We start from the raw sequence: 14720 nt of genomic DNA on the forward strand, positions 1-14720 counted from the left end.
CCGCCTCGACGGCTACGAGATCCGCACCGCCGCCGTCGCCCGCGGCGTCCCCTGCCTCACCACCGTCCAGGCCCTCGCCGCCGCCGTCCAGGGCATCGAAGCACTCGGCCACGGCGACGTCGGCGTCCGATCACTCCAGGAACACGCGGCGCATCTGACCGCGGCCCGCGACTAGCAGCCCACAAGGGGGACACCGGAAACGGTGTCCCCCTCTTGGTGAGGACCCTTACATGTACAAGTTCTTCTTCAACCTGGTCTTCAAGCGGATGGACCCTGAGGACGCCCACCACCTGGCCTTCCGCTGGATCCGACTGGCCGCCCGCGTCCCCGTGCTGCGCACCTTCGTCGCCGCCGTCCTCGCACCCCGCCACAAGGAACTGCGCACCGAGGCCCTGGGCCTGCGCATGCACGGCCCGTTCGGTCTGGCGGCCGGCTTCGACAAGAACGCCGTCGCCATCGACGGCATGTCGATGCTCGGCTTCGACCACGTCGAGATCGGCACCGTCACCGGCGAGGCCCAGCCCGGCAACCCCAGGAAGCGCCTGTTCCGCCTCGTCCCGGACCGCGCGCTGATCAACCGGATGGGTTTCAACAACGAGGGCTCCGCGGCCGTCGCGGCCCGCCTCCAGGCGCGTGTGCCGGTCTTCCGGACCGTTGTCGGCGTCAACATCGGCAAGACCAAGGCAGTACCCGAGGCCGAGGCGGCCGCCGACTACGTGAAGTCGACCGAGCGGCTCGCCCGCCACGCCGACTACCTGGTCGTCAACGTCTCCTCGCCCAACACCCCGGGCCTGCGCGACCTCCAGGCCACCGAGGCGCTGCGGCCCCTGCTCAGCGCCGTACGCGAGGCCGCCGACCGCACCGTCACCGACCGCCGCGTCCCGCTGCTCGTCAAGATCGCTCCGGACCTCGCGGACGAGGACGTCGACTCCGTCGCGGACCTCGCCGTCGAGCTCGGCCTGGACGGCATCATCGCCACCAACACCACCATCGCCCGCGAGGGCCTCGGCCTGAAGTCCGACCCCGCCCTGATCAAGGAGACCGGCGGCCTGTCCGGCGCCCCCGTCAAGGCGCGCTCCCTGGAGGTGCTGCGCCGCCTCCACGCGCGCGTGGGTGACCGCATCACCCTGATCGGCGTCGGCGGCATCGAGAACGCCGAGGACGCCTGGCAGCGCATCCTCGCGGGCGCCACGCTGGTGCAGGGCTACAGCGCCTTCATCTACGAGGGCCCCTTCTACGCCCGCGCGATCCACAAGGGCCTCGCCGCCCGGCTGGGCGCCTCCCCGTACGCCACCCTCGCCGAGGCGGTAGGCGCCGACAACCGAAAGGCCGTGAAGCGGTGACCCTGGAACCCTTCGGTGCCCGACTGCGCCACGCCATGGACAGCCGCGGCCCGCTCTGCGTCGGCATCGACCCGCACGCGGCCCTGCTCTCCTCCTGGGGCCTGAACGACGACATCGCCGGCCTGGAGCGGTTCACCTTCACCGTCGTCGAGGCGCTCGCGGACTCCGTGGCCGTCTTCAAGCCGCAGAGCGCCTTCTTCGAGCGGTTCGGCTCGCGCGGCATCGCCGTACTGGAGAGGGCCGTCGCCGACCTGCGGGAGGCGGGCGCCCTGGTCGTCATGGACGCCAAGCGCGGGGACATCGGTTCGACCATGGCGGCCTACGCCGAGACCTTCCTGCGCGAGGACTCGCCGCTGTTCTCGGACGCCCTCACCGTCTCGCCCTACCTCGGCTACGGCTCGCTGCGGCCGGCCGTCGACCTGGCGCGCGAGAGCGGCGCCGGACTGTTCGTGCTCGCCCTCACCTCCAACCCGGAGGGTGCCGAGGTCCAGCGGGCGGTGCGCACCGACGACCCCGCCGGCCGCACGATCGGCGCGACCATGCTCGCCCACCTCGCGGGGGACAACGCCGGACAGGAGCCCATGGGCTCCTTCGGGGCCGTCGTCGGCGCGACGCTCGGCGACCTCTCCTCCTTCGACCTGGACATCAACGGTCCGCTGCTGGCCCCCGGCATCGGAGCCCAGGGCGCCACCCCCGCCGACCTGCCGCGCGTGTTCGGCTCCGCCGTGCGCAACGTGGTGCCCAGCGTCAGCCGGGGCGTACTGCGCCACGGTCCGGACGCCACGGGCCTGCGCGGGGCGGCCGACCGGTACGCGGACGAGGTGCGCCGGGCCGTCGGAGGCTGACCCCGGCTCCCCGGACGGAAACCCGTGCCCGCCCGGTGGCGGACGCGGGTTTCGGCGTTCCTGACGTGTGACGTCGATCACGTCGGAAGCCCCGCCGGTGGTCTCCTGCGGGCCGGGTGGTCCGTCCGTCGGCGGCCTCGTGCGGGCCGGGTGGTCCGTCCTGCGTCGGCTCGCGGTGGAATCTTGGCGCAAAACCCGGTCATTATGACTGGAATGTCTGGGTAGCTCGATGCTGACCAGGACTTTTCGTCTGTTCTCGCTGACTCCGGCGGTCATGGCCGCTAGTCTCCGTCGCAGAGCCAACGCGCATTTCGGTGCTCGTTGCTCCCCTGGTGTGGGCCGACTAGGTTCCTCACCGGTCCGTATCCGACAGTTCGACATCCGAGGTGACGTAGGCGTGGCTCTTCCGCCCCTTACCCCTGAACAGCGCGCAGCCGCGCTCGAAAAGGCCGCCGCGGCTCGCCGGGAGCGGGCCGAGGTCAAGAATCGACTCAAGCACTCCGGCGCCTCCCTCCACGAGGTCATCAAGCAGGGCCAGGAGAACGACGTCATCGGGAAGATGAAGGTCTCCGCCCTCCTCGAGTCCCTGCCCGGCGTGGGCAAGGTCCGCGCCAAGCAGATCATGGAGCGGCTCGGGATCTCCGAGAGCCGCCGGGTGCGCGGTCTCGGCTCCAACCAGATCGCGTCCCTGGAGCGCGAGTTCGGCAGCACCGGCGCCTGACGTCGAGGGCACCCCCGGGAAGCTGGAATAATCGCCCCATGGCTGCAACATCCCGGGGGACGACCCCCGAGCCCCCGGACGCACGTCCGCGGCTGACCGTGCTCTCCGGCCCCTCCGGGGTCGGCAAGAGCACGGTCGTCGCTCATATGCGCAAGGTCCACCCCGAAGTCTGGCTCTCGGTCTCCGCCACCACCCGCAGGCCGCGCCCCGGCGAGCGGGACGGCGTGCAGTACCACTTCGTCACCGACGAGGATTTCGACAAGCTGATCGCCAACGGCGAGCTGCTGGAGTGGGCCGAGTTCGCGGGCAACCGCTACGGCACGCCGCGTCGCGCCGTGCTGGAGCGGCTGGAGGCCGGCGAGCCCGTGCTGCTGGAGATCGACCTCCAGGGCGCGCGGCAGGTCCGTGAGTCGATGTCCGAGGCCCAGCTGGTCTTCCTGGCCCCGCCGAGCTGGGACGAGCTGGTCCGCCGGCTCACCGGCCGCGGGACCGAGTCGGCCGAGGTCATCGAGCGACGTCTCGACGCCGCGAAGATCGAACTCGCCGCCGAGGCGGAGTTCGATGTCACCCTGGTCAACACCTCCGTCGAGGACGTAGCACGTGAGCTGCTAGCCTTGATGCGAGTTGTTTGATCTTTGTTCCCTTTTTCTGGTTTTTCCAGAAGTTTTCGGAAGGTAGAGCGTGTCCTCTTCCATCACCGCGCCCGAGGGCATCATCAACCCGCCGATCGATGAGCTGCTCGAGGCCACTGACTCGAAGTACAGCCTCGTGATCTACGCGGCCAAGCGCGCGCGTCAGATCAACGCGTACTACTCGCAGCTCGGTGAGGGCCTGCTGGAGTACGTCGGTCCGCTGGTGGACACCCACGTCCACGAGAAGCCGCTGTCGATCGCCCTGCGTGAGATCAACGCGGGTCTGCTGACCTCCGAGGCCATCGAGGGCCCGGCCCAGTAGGCATATCCCTGCACGTCATTCACAGGCCCGGCAGTGGGCACCTCCCAGCGTCACACCAGGGGGAGTGTCCGCCGGGCCTGTGGTGTGTGAGGGATCGTGCAAGCGAGCAGACACGTAGTCGTACGAATCATCGGAGCGGGGAGACACGAGTGCAGAAGCCGAAGGTCGTCCTGGGCGTCAGTGGCGGCATCGCCGCGTACAAGGCGTGCGAGCTGCTGCGGCGGCTGACCGAGTCGGGCCATGACGTAAGGGTCGTCCCCACGGACTCGGCCCTCCACTTCGTGGGCGCCGCCACCTGGTCGGCCCTCTCCGGGAACCCGGTGTCGACCGAGGTCTGGTCGGACGTGCACGAGGTGCCGCACGTCCGGATCGGGCAGCACGCCGACCTCGTGGTCGTGGCCCCCGCAACCGCCGACCTGCTCGCCAAGGCCGCCCACGGCCTCGCCGACGACCTGCTCACCAACACCCTGCTCACCGCCCGGTGTCCCGTGGTGTTCGCGCCCGCGATGCACACCGAGATGTGGGAGCATCCCGCCACCCAGGAGAACGTCGCCACGCTGCGGCGCCGCGGGGCCGTCGTCATCGAGCCCGCCGTCGGCCGCCTCACCGGTGTCGACACGGGCAAGGGCCGGCTGCCCGAACCGGGGGAGATCTTCGAGGTCTGCCGTCGGGTGCTGGCCCGGGGTGTCGCGGAACCCGACCTCGCCGGGCGCCATGTCGTCGTCAGCGCGGGCGGTACGCGCGAGCCGCTGGACCCCGTCCGGTACCTGGGGAATCGTTCCTCCGGGAAGCAGGGGTACGCGCTCGCCAGGACCGCCGCGGCCCGGGGCGCACGAGTGACCCTGATCGAGGCGAACACGGGCCTCGCGGACCCCGCCGGTGTCGACGTCGTCCACGTGGGGACCGCCGTCCAGCTGCGCGAGGCCGTCCTCAAGGCGGCCGGGGACGCGGACGCCGTGGTGATGGCCGCGGCCGTCGCCGACTTCCGCCCGGCCGTGTACGCCGGCGGGAAGATCAAGAAGAAGGACGGCCAGGAGCCGGCGCCCGTCGAGCTCGTCCGCAATCCGGACATCCTTGCCGAGGTCTCCGCCGACCGCGCCCGACCGGGCCAGATCGTCGTCGGTTTCGCCGCCGAGACGGACGATGTTTTGGCCAACGGTCGCGAGAAGCTCCGCCGCAAGGGGTGCGACCTCCTCGTGGTGAACGAGGTCGGGGAGCACAAGACGTTCGGATCCGAGGAGAACGAAGCCGTTGTCCTGGCGGCCGACGGCGGGGAGACCCCCGTTCCGTACGGACCCAAGGAAGCCCTCGCCGACACGATCTGGGATCTCGTGGCACTCAAGTTGCGGTAAAGGCCCCATGAATTTCGCATTCGCCCCGACGGGCGGATGAAACCCCAAGAAAACCGGCGTTCCGGCCCGTCACGGGAGCCGATCCCCCCGTCGCGGAGGCGGTGAACGTGGCCGATCAGACTCCCACCGTGCGAGACACCTGGTCCGATGGCCGAGAGCGCCCGATAAACTGTTCTCGGAACGACGCGGGGCGCAGCCCCCTGCCGGTCCGCAAATGATCAGCCAGCAGCCGCTGCAAACACAGGGAGCGTTGTGTCCCGTCGTCTCTTCACCTCGGAGTCCGTGACCGAGGGTCACCCCGACAAGATCGCTGACCAGATCAGCGACACGATTCTCGACGCGCTGCTGCGGGAGGACCCCACCTCCCGCGTCGCCGTCGAGACGTTGATCACCACCGGCCTGGTCCACGTGGCCGGCGAGGTGACGACCAAGGCGTACGCCGACATCCCCACGCTGGTGCGCAACAAGATCCTGGAGATCGGTTACGACTCCTCGAAGAAGGGCTTCGACGGCGCTTCCTGCGGCGTCTCGGTCTCGATCGGCGCCCAGTCACCGGACATCGCGCAGGGTGTCGACACGGCGTACGAGAAGCGTGTCGAGGGCGACGAGGACGAGCTCGACAAGCAGGGCGCGGGCGACCAGGGCCTGATGTTCGGGTACGCGTCGGACGAGACCCCCGAGCTGATGCCGCTGCCGATCCACGTGGCCCACCGGCTGTCCCGCCGGCTGACCGAGGTCCGCAAGAACGGCACCATCCCCTACCTGCGCCCCGACGGCAAGACCCAGGTCACCATCGAGTACGACGGCGACAAGGCCGTCCGCCTCGACACGGTCGTGGTCTCCTCGCAGCACGCTTCCGACATCGACCTGGAGTCGCTGCTCGCGCCCGACATCCGCGAGTTCGTCGTCGAGCACGTGCTCAAGCAGCTCCTGGACGACGGCATCAAGCTGGAGACCGAGGGCTACCGCCTGCTGGTGAACCCGACCGGCCGTTTCGAGATCGGCGGCCCGATGGGCGACGCCGGCCTGACCGGCCGCAAGATCATCATCGACACCTACGGCGGCATGGCCCGCCACGGCGGCGGCGCCTTCTCCGGCAAGGACCCGTCCAAGGTGGACCGCTCCGCGGCCTACGCGATGCGCTGGGTGGCCAAGAACGTCGTGGCGGCCGGTCTCGCCTCCCGCTGCGAGGTCCAGGTCGCGTACGCGATCGGCAAGGCCGAGCCGGTCGGCCTGTTCGTCGAGACCTTCGGCACGGCCAAGGTGGACGTCGAGAAGATCGAGAACGCCATCGGCGAGGTCTTCGACCTCCGCCCGGCCGCGATCATCCGCGACCTCGACCTGCTGCGTCCGATCTACGCCCAGACCGCCGCCTACGGCCACTTCGGCCGCGAGCTCGCGGACTTCACCTGGGAGCGCACCGACCGCGTGGACGCGCTGCGCAAGGCCGCCGGCCTCTGACCGGCCCGCACCTGCTGACGCCCGGCCCCGGACCGAATCGGTCCGGGGCCGGCGTCGTTCCGCTCCACGGTCCCGGGCTTGACCACCGGCCACGGGGGAACGGGAAACGCGAGGCGCGGGGTGCGGCAGGGAACGCCGCGGGCCGCGCCCGCCGGATCGACGGCCGCCGTGGGGCCCGGCCTCCGGCCGCCGCCGCTGTCAGTGCCGTCTGGTAGGAATTTGGCTGTGAGCAGCGAGAACGGGAACGACGAGAGCGGGGCGGGCGAGCAGCCCGAACAGCTCGCGCTCATCCGGGAGACCGTGCGCAGGGCGAAGGTGCCGCGGGCCAAGCCGCGGACGTGGCGGGGCGCCGCGCTCGCCAAGGAGCTGCCCGTCGCGCGGGTCGTGGTCAACAAGGGCGTGCTGCACCTCGACCAGTTCTTCGACTACGCCGTGCCCGAGGAGCTCGACGCGATCGCGCAGCCCGGCGTCCGTGTGCGGGTGCGCTTCGGGGCCGGCTCCTACCAGGTGAGGGACGGGAGGCGCGAGGGCGGGCGGCTCATCGACGGATTCCTCGTCGAGCGGCGCGCCGAGTCCGACTACAACGGGCCGCTCGCCGCGCTCGCCGACGTGGTCTCGCCCGAGCCCGTCCTCGGCCCCGAACTGCTCGCACTGGCACGTGCCGTCGCCGACCGGTACGCCGGGAGCCTCGCCGACGTGCTCCAGCTCGCCGTTCCGCCGCGCAGCGCCCGGGCCGAGGCCAAACCCTCCCCGCCGCCCCTGCCGCCTCCCCCCGCGCCGGAGCCGGGGACCTGGGAGCGTTACGCACAGGGGCCGGCGTTCCTGACGACGCTCGCCCGGGGCGGAGCACCCCGGGCCGTGTGGAACGCGCTGCCCGGGCCGTTCTGGGCCGAGGAACTGGCGCGGGCCGTGGCGGCCACGCTGGCATCGGGGCGGGGCGCGCTCGTCGTGGTGCCCGACGGCCGGGCGGCCGCGCGGGTGGACGCCGCGCTGACCGCTCTCCTCGGCGAGGGGAGGCACGCACTGCTCACCGCCGAGGCCGGTCCCGAGAAGCGGTACGGACAGTGGCTCGCGGTGCGGCGGGGCGCCGTGCGCGCCGTCGTGGGGACCCGTGCCGCCATGTTCGCCCCGGTGAAGGACCTCGGGCTCGTGGCCATCTGGGACGACGGCGACTCCAGCCACAGCGAGCAGCACGCTCCGCTGCCGCACGCGCGCGAGGTGCTGCTGCTGCGCGCCGCCCACGACGGGTGCGGCTTCCTCCTGGGCGGGACGAGCTGCACCGTGGAGGCGGCCCAGCTGGTCGAGAGCGGCTGGGCGCGGCCGCTGGTGGCCCCCCGCGAGCAGGTGCGCGCGGCCGCCCCGCTCGTACGGACGGTGGGGGACGGGGAGCTGGCGCGGGACGAGGCGGCCCGCGCGGCCCGGCTGCCCAGCCTGGCGTGGCAGACCGTACGGGAGGGGCTCAGGACGGGGCCGGTCCTGGTGCAGGTGCCCCGGCGGGGGTACGTACCGCGGCTCTCCTGCGAGCGGTGCCGGACGCCCGCCCGCTGCCGGCACTGCGCGGGGCCGCTGGAGGCCCCCGAACAGCGGGAGCTGCGGTGCGGCTGGTGCGGGCGGGGCGAACCGGGCTGGCACTGCGCCGAGTGCGGCGGCACCCGGCTGCGGGCCCAGGTGGTCGGCGCCCGCCGCACGGCGGAGGAGCTGGGCCGGGCCTTCCCGGCCGTCCCGGTACGGACATCCGGACGGGACCACGTACTGGACACCGTCCCGGGCAGGCCCGCGCTGGTGGTGAGCACCCCCGGAGCGGAGCCGGTCGCCGAGGGCGGTTACGCCGCCGCGCTGCTGCTGGACGGCTGGGCGATGCTGGGGCGGCCGGACCTGCGGGCCGGTGAGGAGGCCCTTCGGCGCTGGATCGACGCGGCCTCGCTGGTGCGGGGGCAGGGCGAGGGCGGCACGGTGGTCGTGGTGGCCGAGCCGACGCTGCGTCCCGTCCAGGCGCTGGTGCGCTGGGACCCGGTGGGCCACGCCCAGCGAGAACTGGCCGAGCGGGCGGAGCTGGGCTTCCCGCCGGTGTCCCGGATGGCGGCCGTCACCGGGCGGCCCGAGGCGGTCGCCGCCCTCCTGGCCGCGGCGGACCTGCCGCGCGAGGCCGAGGTGCTGGGGCCGGTCCCGCTGACGCCCGCACCGGCGGGCGGCCCCCGCAGACCGGGTGACGTCCCGCAGGGCGAGACGTGGGAGCGCGCCCTGGTGCGGGTGCCGCCGGGCAGCGGGGCGGCGCTGGCCGCCTCGCTCAAGGCGGCCCAGGCGGCGAGGCTGGCCCGCGGCGCCGCCGCCGAGCCGGTACGCATCCGGGTGGACCCGCCCGACATCGGCTGAGCGCCAGGACCCGCCCGGCCGACGGGTCCGCCGCGCGGCCCGCTCCCGCCACCCGCCCGGTCCTCCGGCGGCCGCCGCGCCGGGCGGACACGACGGCCGCCCCTGCCGGGTCCCGGAAGGACGCGGGGGGCGGCCGAAGCGGCGTCAGCCGTTGCGCGGGCCGGGGAAGGCGGTGGGACGGGCCTCCTCACGGAGGGCCTGGGAACCCGCCGTGGGCTGCGGCGGCATCGAACGCGCCGCCGGGACCGCGGGCACCGCGGGCAGGGTCCGGGTCGTGCCCGGCTCCACCGCGCGCTCCGGCTCCACCGCTCCCGTCTGCGGAGCCGCCGCGCGCCGGGCACCGTACCGACGGTGCACCGCCTGCTTGGTGACCCCGAGCGCCGAGCCCACGGCGTCCCACGAGAAGCCCAGCGAGCGGTCGAAGTCCACGGCGGCGGTCACCAGTGTCTCGACGCTGTCCCGCAGCTCCTGGGCGAGCCGGACGGTGGGGGCCGGGGCCCTGCCGTAGACGACGAAGCCCGTGGAGGGCCCCGATCGCCGAGGGCGGTACACATTGCCCAGCTGAGCGGTGAGCGTGCGCAGTGCGTCCACCTGCCGGCGGACCCGCTCGATGTCCCGGACCAACAGGTGCAGGCTTGCCCGGGCTTGGGCGTCGTGGGTTGCGTGGTCGGCCATTTACAAGCCTCTCGAACCGGCGTTGAAAAGGGGCGGGCCGCACCGGTGGCGGCCCGTTTCGGTCAATCTCTCTTGACCAACGCGCCACCCGTGGTCGGGGTCACGCTGCGGGGGCGTATCCGCATAAGCGCGGGGCGCATCGGCATACGTACGCCCCCTGTCGCCCCGGTGTCTAGACTGGTGAGCTGCTCACCTCCGCCCCGAAACAGACAGGCAGTCAGCCACCGATGAAGCTCGTCTTCGCAGGCACCCCCGAGGTCGCCGTACCCGCCCTTGACGCCCTGATCGCCTCGGACCGGCACGAGGTGGCCGCCGTCGTCACCCGGCCCGACGCCCCGGCGGGTCGCGGCCGTCGGCTGGTCGCCAGCCCCGTCGCGCAGCGCGCCGAGGAGGCCGGCATCGAGGTGCTGAAGCCGGCCAGGCCCCGGGACGAGGAGTTCCTGGCCCGGCTCCGGGAGATCGCCCCTGACTGCTGCCCGGTCGTCGCCTACGGCGCGCTGCTGCCCCGGGTCGCCCTCGACGTGCCCGCCCAGGGCTGGGTCAACCTCCACTTCTCGCTGCTGCCCGCCTGGCGCGGCGCCGCCCCCGTCCAGCACTCGATCATGGCCGGTGACCAGGTGACCGGCGCCTCCACCTTCCAGATCGAGGAGGGGCTCGACTCCGGTCCCGTCTACGGTGTCGTCACCGAGGAGGTGCGGCCCACCGACACCAGCGGCGACCTGCTCACCCGGCTCGCCTTCGCCGGCGCCGGGCTGCTCGCCGCGACCATGGACGGCATCGAGGACGGCACCCTCAAGGCCGTACCGCAGCCCGTCGACGGCATCTCCCTGGCACCGAAGATCAGCGTCGAGAACGCCCACGTCGACTGGACGGCCCCGGCGCTGCGCGTCGACCGCGTGGTGCGCGGCTGCACGCCCGCGCCCGGCGCCTGGACCGTCTTCCGGGGCGAGCGGCTCAAGCTCGTCCAGGTCGCCCCGGTCGCCGACCGGGGCGACCTGGCCCCCGGCGAACTGTCGGCGGCGAAGAACAACGTGTACGTCGGGACCGGTTCCCACGCCGTCGAACTGCTCTGGGTCCAGCCGCAGGGCAAGAAGCCGATGCGGGGGGCCGACTGGGCGCGCGGCGTACGGATCGCCCCGGGCGAGCGGGTCGGCGGGACGGACGTAGGCTGAGGGGGTAAGACCCGTACCGAAAGCGGAGCACCTTTTGAGCGAGCAGTCCCGTCGCCGTCCCCACCAGCCGCACCGGCGCCCCAAGAAGGACCCCGTGCGGATCCTCGCCTTCGAGGTGCTGCGCGCCGTCGACGAGCGTGACGCCTACGCCAACCTCGTCCTGCCGCCGCTGCTGAAGAAGGCGCGGCAGAAGGAGGACTTCGACGGCCGGGACGCGGCTCTCGCCACCGAGCTGGTCTACGGCACGCTGCGCCGCCAGGGCACCTACGACGCGATCATCTCGGCCTGCATCGACCGGCCGCTGCGCGAGGTCGACCCGCCGGTGCTCGACGTGCTCGCGCTCGGCGCGCACCAGCTGCTCGGCACCCGCATCCCCACGCACGCGGCGGTCTCCGCCAGCGTCGAGCTGGCCCGGGTGGTCCTCGGTGACGGGCGGGCCAAGTTCGTCAACGCCGTACTGCGCAAGATCTCCCAGGACGACCTCGACGGCTGGCTGGAGCGGGTCGCCCCGCCCTACGAGGAGGACGCCGAGGACCACCTGGCGGTCGTGCACTCGCACCCGCGCTGGGTCGTGTCGGCGCTCTGGGACGCCCTCGGAGGCCCCCGCGCCGGCATCGAGGACCTCCTGGAGGCCGACAACGAGCGCCCGGAGGTCACCTTGGTGGCCCGGCCGGGACGGTCGACCACCGGCGAGCTGCTCGACGTGCTGGGCGAGGAGTCCGGGCTGCCCGGCCGCTGGTCCCCCTACGCCGTACGGCTCGCCGAGGGCGGCGAGCCGGGTGCCATCGAGGCCGTGCGCGACGGCCGGGCGGGCGTCCAGGACGAGGGCAGCCAGCTCGTCGCCGTCGCACTCGCGAACGCCCCCGTGGACGGCCCCGACGAGCGGTGGCTCGACGGGTGCGCGGGACCCGGCGGCAAGGCCGCGCTGCTCGGCGCCCTCGCGGCCGAACGCGGCGCCTCGCTGCTCGCCTCCGAGAAGCAGCCGCACCGGGCGCGCCTGGTCGAGCGGGCGCTGGCCGGCAACCCCGGCCCGTACCAGGTCATCGCCGCGGACGGGACGCGCCCGCCGTGGCGCCGGGGGTCCTTCGACCGCGTCCTGGTGGACGTGCCGTGCTCCGGCCTGGGCGCCCTGCGCCGCCGCCCCGAGGCGCGCTGGCGCCGCCGTCCGGAGGACCTGGAGGGCTTCGCCCCGCTGCAGCGCTCCCTGCTCACGGAGGCCCTGCACGCCGTGCGGGTGGGGGGCGTCGTCGGATACGCGACGTGCTCGCCGCACCTGGCGGAGACCCGCGTGGTCGTGGAGGACGTGCTGAAGGGGCGCGGCGGCGACCACGGCATGGAGGTCGAGTGGATCGACGCCAGGCCGCTGATGCCGGGCGTCCCGGCGCTGGGCGAGGGCCCCGACGTACAGCTGTGGCCGCATCTGCACGGCACCGACGCGATGTACCTGGCCCTGCTGCGGCGTACGGCCTGACGGGGGAGCGGGGGCTCTGAGGAGAGCCCGCCCGGGACGCTGACCGGGGAAGGCCGTCGCGGATCACGGCCCGTCCCGTCGGCCGTCTGCCCGGTTGCAGCCGAGAACGCCGTACGCCCCCCCGACCGGTGCCTGACGCCACCGCGGCACAGGCCCGGGGAGCGGCGCAGAACCGCGTGCGCGCGGCGCGGGGACGTCGAAGGGCCACCGTCAGCGGCGGCCCTTCACGGGCGGACCCCCCACCGCCCGTACCGCCGTGCCCGCCGTCGGGGCCCATGCCGCCGCGATCCCGTCGCACGGCGCCCACGGGCGCCCGTCGCGCCGTGCCCGCCCCGCGCACCGCTCGCCGGGCGGTCCGCCGGGCCCGGGAGAGCGCTCCGAAAGGCCGGGAATGCGCGGAACATTCCCGGCCGCCGGAAAGCCGGAGGGGCATCGGGGCAAGGAAGTGCCCCGGGACATGGCAGGCTTGGCACATGGCTCAGATCAACCCCAGCATTCTGTCCGCCGATTTCGCCCGCCTCGCCGACGAGACCAAGGCCGTGGAAGGCGCCGACTGGCTCCACGTGGATGTCATGGACAACCACTTCGTGCCCAACCTCACCCTGGGCGTGCCGGTCGTGGAAGCGCTCAGCCGGGCGACGCAGACACCGCTGGACTGCCATCTGATGATCGAGGACCCCGACCGCTGGGCCCCGCAGTACGTGGAAGCGGGGGCCGGCTCGGTCACCTTCCACGTCGAGGCGGCCGCCGCCCCGGTCCGGCTGGCCCGCGAGATCCGCGCCAAGGGCGCGCGCGCCTCGATGGCGCTGAAGCCCGCCACCCCGATCGAGCCGTACGAGGACCTGCTCCCCGAGCTCGACATGCTGCTGATCATGACCGTGGAGCCGGGCTTCGGCGGCCAGGCGTTCCTGGACATCATGCTGCCCAAGATCCGCCGTACCCGGGAGCTCATCTCCAAGCACGGTCTGGAGCTGTGGCTCCAGGTCGACGGCGGGGTCTCGGCCTCCACCATCGAGCAGTGCGCCGAGGCCGGGGCCGACGTCTTCGTCGCCGGCTCCGCGGTGTACGGCACCGACGACCCGGCCGCCGCGGTGCGCATGCTGCGCGCCCAGGCCGACGAAGCGACCGCCTCGGCCGCCTGGGCGTGCGGCCACTGAGCCACGGGCAGATGAACGCAGCCCAACAGGACCGATCAAGGACCGCCGGATCTGCAAGGATGGCGAGTCCCTAGTGTGAACAGCAGTGAGGAGAGCGCGGTGTCTGCTATGTCGGCGGGACGGCCAGCCCTGCGGATGGGACCCGCGGAGTTGGTGCAGGCGGCGGCCATGGCCCGCCGCTTCTATCTCGAGGGCAAATCCAAGATCCAGATCGCGGAGGAGTTCGGCGTCAGCCGCTTCAAGGTCGCCCGGGTCCTGGAGACCGCTCTGGAGCGCGACCTGGTACGGATCGAGATCCGGGTGCCCGCCGAGCTGGACGCGGAGCGCTCCGACGCGCTGCGCGCCCGCTACGGCCTGCGTCACGCGGTCGTGGTCGAGTCCCCGCCCGAGGGCGAGGACGAGTCGCCGGATCCGGAGAACCTCGGCGAGGTCGCCGCCGATCTGCTCGGCGAGCTCGTGAACGAGGGCGACGTGCTGGGCCTGGCCTGGGGCCGGTCCACCATCCACATGGCGGCCGCGCTCGACCGCCTTCCGCCCTGCACCGTCGTCCAGCTGACCGGTGTGTACGACGCCGGGACGGCGGAGCGCGGCTCGGTGGAGGCCGTCCGGCGGGCCGCCCAGGTCTCCGGCGGCGAGGCGCACCCCATCTACGCGCCCATGCTGCTGCCCGACCCGGCGACCGCCGCCGCGCTGCGCAGCCAGACCGGTATCGCCCGGGCCTTCGAGTACTTCGACAAGGTGACCGTCGCCGCGGTGTCCATCGGCTCCTGGGAGCCCGGCATCTCCACCGTCCACGACATGCTCACCGACGAGGAGCGGGCCCACTACGCCTCGCTGGGTGTCGCCGCCGAGATGTCGGCGCACCTCTTCGACGCCGCCGGCCGCCGGGTCGGGCGGGACCTCGGCGAGCGGTGCATCACGGTGGAGGCCGACCGGCTCCGCCGTATCCCGGAGGTCGTGGCCATCGCGGGCGGTCAGCGCAAGGCGGCGGCGATCGGCGCGGTGCTCCGCTCCGGACTCGTCACCAGCCTCGTCACGGACACCTCGGCCGCCGACTACCTGCTGACCGAGTCGGCGCCCGCCCCGCGCCCCGCGCTGGACCGCGCCGACCCGGACGACTGACCGGAACCACCACAGCGCCCGGAGGGTGACCCGGCCGGCGCACACAGAAACGCACAAGGGGCCGAAGGGCCCCG

13 protein-coding genes are annotated in these 14720 nt (G+C 73.2%); 12 read left to right on the forward strand and 1 reads right to left on the reverse strand.

Going from position 1 to position 14720, the window contains the following annotated elements:
• Positions 1–230: 230 nt before the first annotated feature.
• The 8 genes from PUR26_RS02830 (at position 231) to PUR26_RS02865 (ending at position 9049) form a co-directional block, all read left to right on the forward strand.
• Entirely contained in the window at positions 231–1343 is a 1113-nt protein-coding gene (locus PUR26_RS02830; RefSeq protein ID WP_329868789.1) for a quinone-dependent dihydroorotate dehydrogenase, read from the forward strand.
• Positions 1340–2188: an orotidine-5'-phosphate decarboxylase gene (gene pyrF, locus PUR26_RS02835; RefSeq protein WP_329868791.1), complete on the forward strand. Its 849-nt coding sequence runs from the start codon at positions 1340–1342 to the stop codon at positions 2186–2188. Before PUR26_RS02830 ends, pyrF begins: the two co-directional genes overlap by 4 nt.
• 397 nt (positions 2189–2585) lie before the next feature.
• Positions 2586–2909, forward strand: coding sequence for an integration host factor (locus PUR26_RS02840; protein WP_026246651.1), 324 nt, complete (start codon positions 2586–2588; stop codon positions 2907–2909).
• Positions 2910–2947: 38 nt separating this feature from the next.
• The gene (gmk, locus tag PUR26_RS02845) at positions 2948–3541 is read left to right on the forward strand and encodes a guanylate kinase (protein WP_329868801.1); all 594 of its coding nucleotides are present in this window, start codon (positions 2948–2950) and stop codon (positions 3539–3541) included.
• A 49-nt stretch (positions 3542–3590) separates the two neighbouring features.
• Positions 3591–3863 carry a DNA-directed RNA polymerase subunit omega gene (gene rpoZ / locus PUR26_RS02850; RefSeq protein WP_005319902.1) on the forward strand — a complete coding sequence of 91 codons (273 nt, stop codon included), beginning with the start codon at positions 3591–3593 and terminating at the stop codon, positions 3861–3863.
• A 149-nt stretch (positions 3864–4012) separates the two neighbouring features.
• Positions 4013–5215 (forward strand): bifunctional phosphopantothenoylcysteine decarboxylase/phosphopantothenate--cysteine ligase CoaBC, encoded by a 1203-nt coding sequence (gene coaBC / locus PUR26_RS02855; RefSeq protein ID WP_329868833.1) that lies wholly within the window; start codon positions 4013–4015, stop codon positions 5213–5215.
• A 252-nt stretch (positions 5216–5467) separates the two neighbouring features.
• Positions 5468–6676 carry a methionine adenosyltransferase gene (metK, locus tag PUR26_RS02860; protein ID WP_329868835.1) on the forward strand — a complete coding sequence of 403 codons (1209 nt, stop codon included), beginning with the start codon at positions 5468–5470 and terminating at the stop codon, positions 6674–6676.
• 225 nt (positions 6677–6901) lie between these two features.
• On the forward strand, positions 6902–9049 hold the full coding sequence (locus PUR26_RS02865; RefSeq protein WP_329868837.1) for a primosomal protein N': 2148 nt from the start codon (positions 6902–6904) through the stop codon (positions 9047–9049).
• Positions 9050–9193: 144 nt separating this feature from the next.
• Here the strand turns inward: PUR26_RS02865 and PUR26_RS02870 are convergent, their stop codons facing one another.
• Entirely contained in the window at positions 9194–9724 is a 531-nt protein-coding gene (locus tag PUR26_RS02870) for a hypothetical protein (RefSeq protein ID WP_329868839.1), read from the reverse strand.
• Positions 9725–9951: 227 nt separating this feature from the next.
• Between PUR26_RS02870 and fmt the strand changes: the two genes are divergently transcribed.
• The 4 genes from fmt (at position 9952) to PUR26_RS02890 (ending at position 14646) form a co-directional block, all read left to right on the forward strand.
• Positions 9952–10896 (forward strand): methionyl-tRNA formyltransferase, encoded by a 945-nt coding sequence (gene fmt, locus PUR26_RS02875; RefSeq protein ID WP_329868841.1) that lies wholly within the window; start codon positions 9952–9954, stop codon positions 10894–10896.
• 34 nt (positions 10897–10930) lie between these two features.
• The gene (locus tag PUR26_RS02880) at positions 10931–12367 is read left to right on the forward strand and encodes an RsmB/NOP family class I SAM-dependent RNA methyltransferase (RefSeq protein ID WP_329868843.1); all 1437 of its coding nucleotides are present in this window, start codon (positions 10931–10933) and stop codon (positions 12365–12367) included.
• A 473-nt stretch (positions 12368–12840) separates the two neighbouring features.
• On the forward strand, positions 12841–13524 hold the full coding sequence (gene rpe, locus PUR26_RS02885; RefSeq protein WP_329868845.1) for a ribulose-phosphate 3-epimerase: 684 nt from the start codon (positions 12841–12843) through the stop codon (positions 13522–13524).
• A 108-nt stretch (positions 13525–13632) separates the two neighbouring features.
• Entirely contained in the window at positions 13633–14646 is a 1014-nt protein-coding gene (locus tag PUR26_RS02890; protein WP_443076952.1) for a sugar-binding transcriptional regulator, read from the forward strand.
• Positions 14647–14720: the final 74 nt, after the last annotated feature.

It is taken from the genome of Streptomyces sp. SP18CS02 (assembly GCF_036322365.1).
Taxonomy (GTDB): Bacteria; Actinomycetota; Actinomycetes; order Streptomycetales; family Streptomycetaceae; genus Streptomyces.

Coding starts and splice junctions, on each gene's coding strand:
- PUR26_RS02890 (WP_443076952.1), top strand. CDS start 13,633: ATGTCGGCGGGACGGCCAGCCCTGCGGATGGGACCCGCGGAGTTGGTG.
- fmt (WP_329868841.1), top strand. CDS start 9,952: ATGAAGCTCGTCTTCGCAGGCACCCCCGAGGTCGCCGTACCCGCCCTT.
- PUR26_RS02870 (WP_329868839.1), bottom strand. CDS start 9,724: ATGGCCGACCACGCAACCCACGACGCCCAAGCCCGGGCAAGCCTGCAC.
- gmk (WP_329868801.1), top strand. CDS start 2,948: ATGGCTGCAACATCCCGGGGGACGACCCCCGAGCCCCCGGACGCACGT.
- PUR26_RS02830 (WP_329868789.1), top strand. CDS start 231: ATGTACAAGTTCTTCTTCAACCTGGTCTTCAAGCGGATGGACCCTGAG.
- rpe (WP_329868845.1), top strand. CDS start 12,841: ATGGCTCAGATCAACCCCAGCATTCTGTCCGCCGATTTCGCCCGCCTC.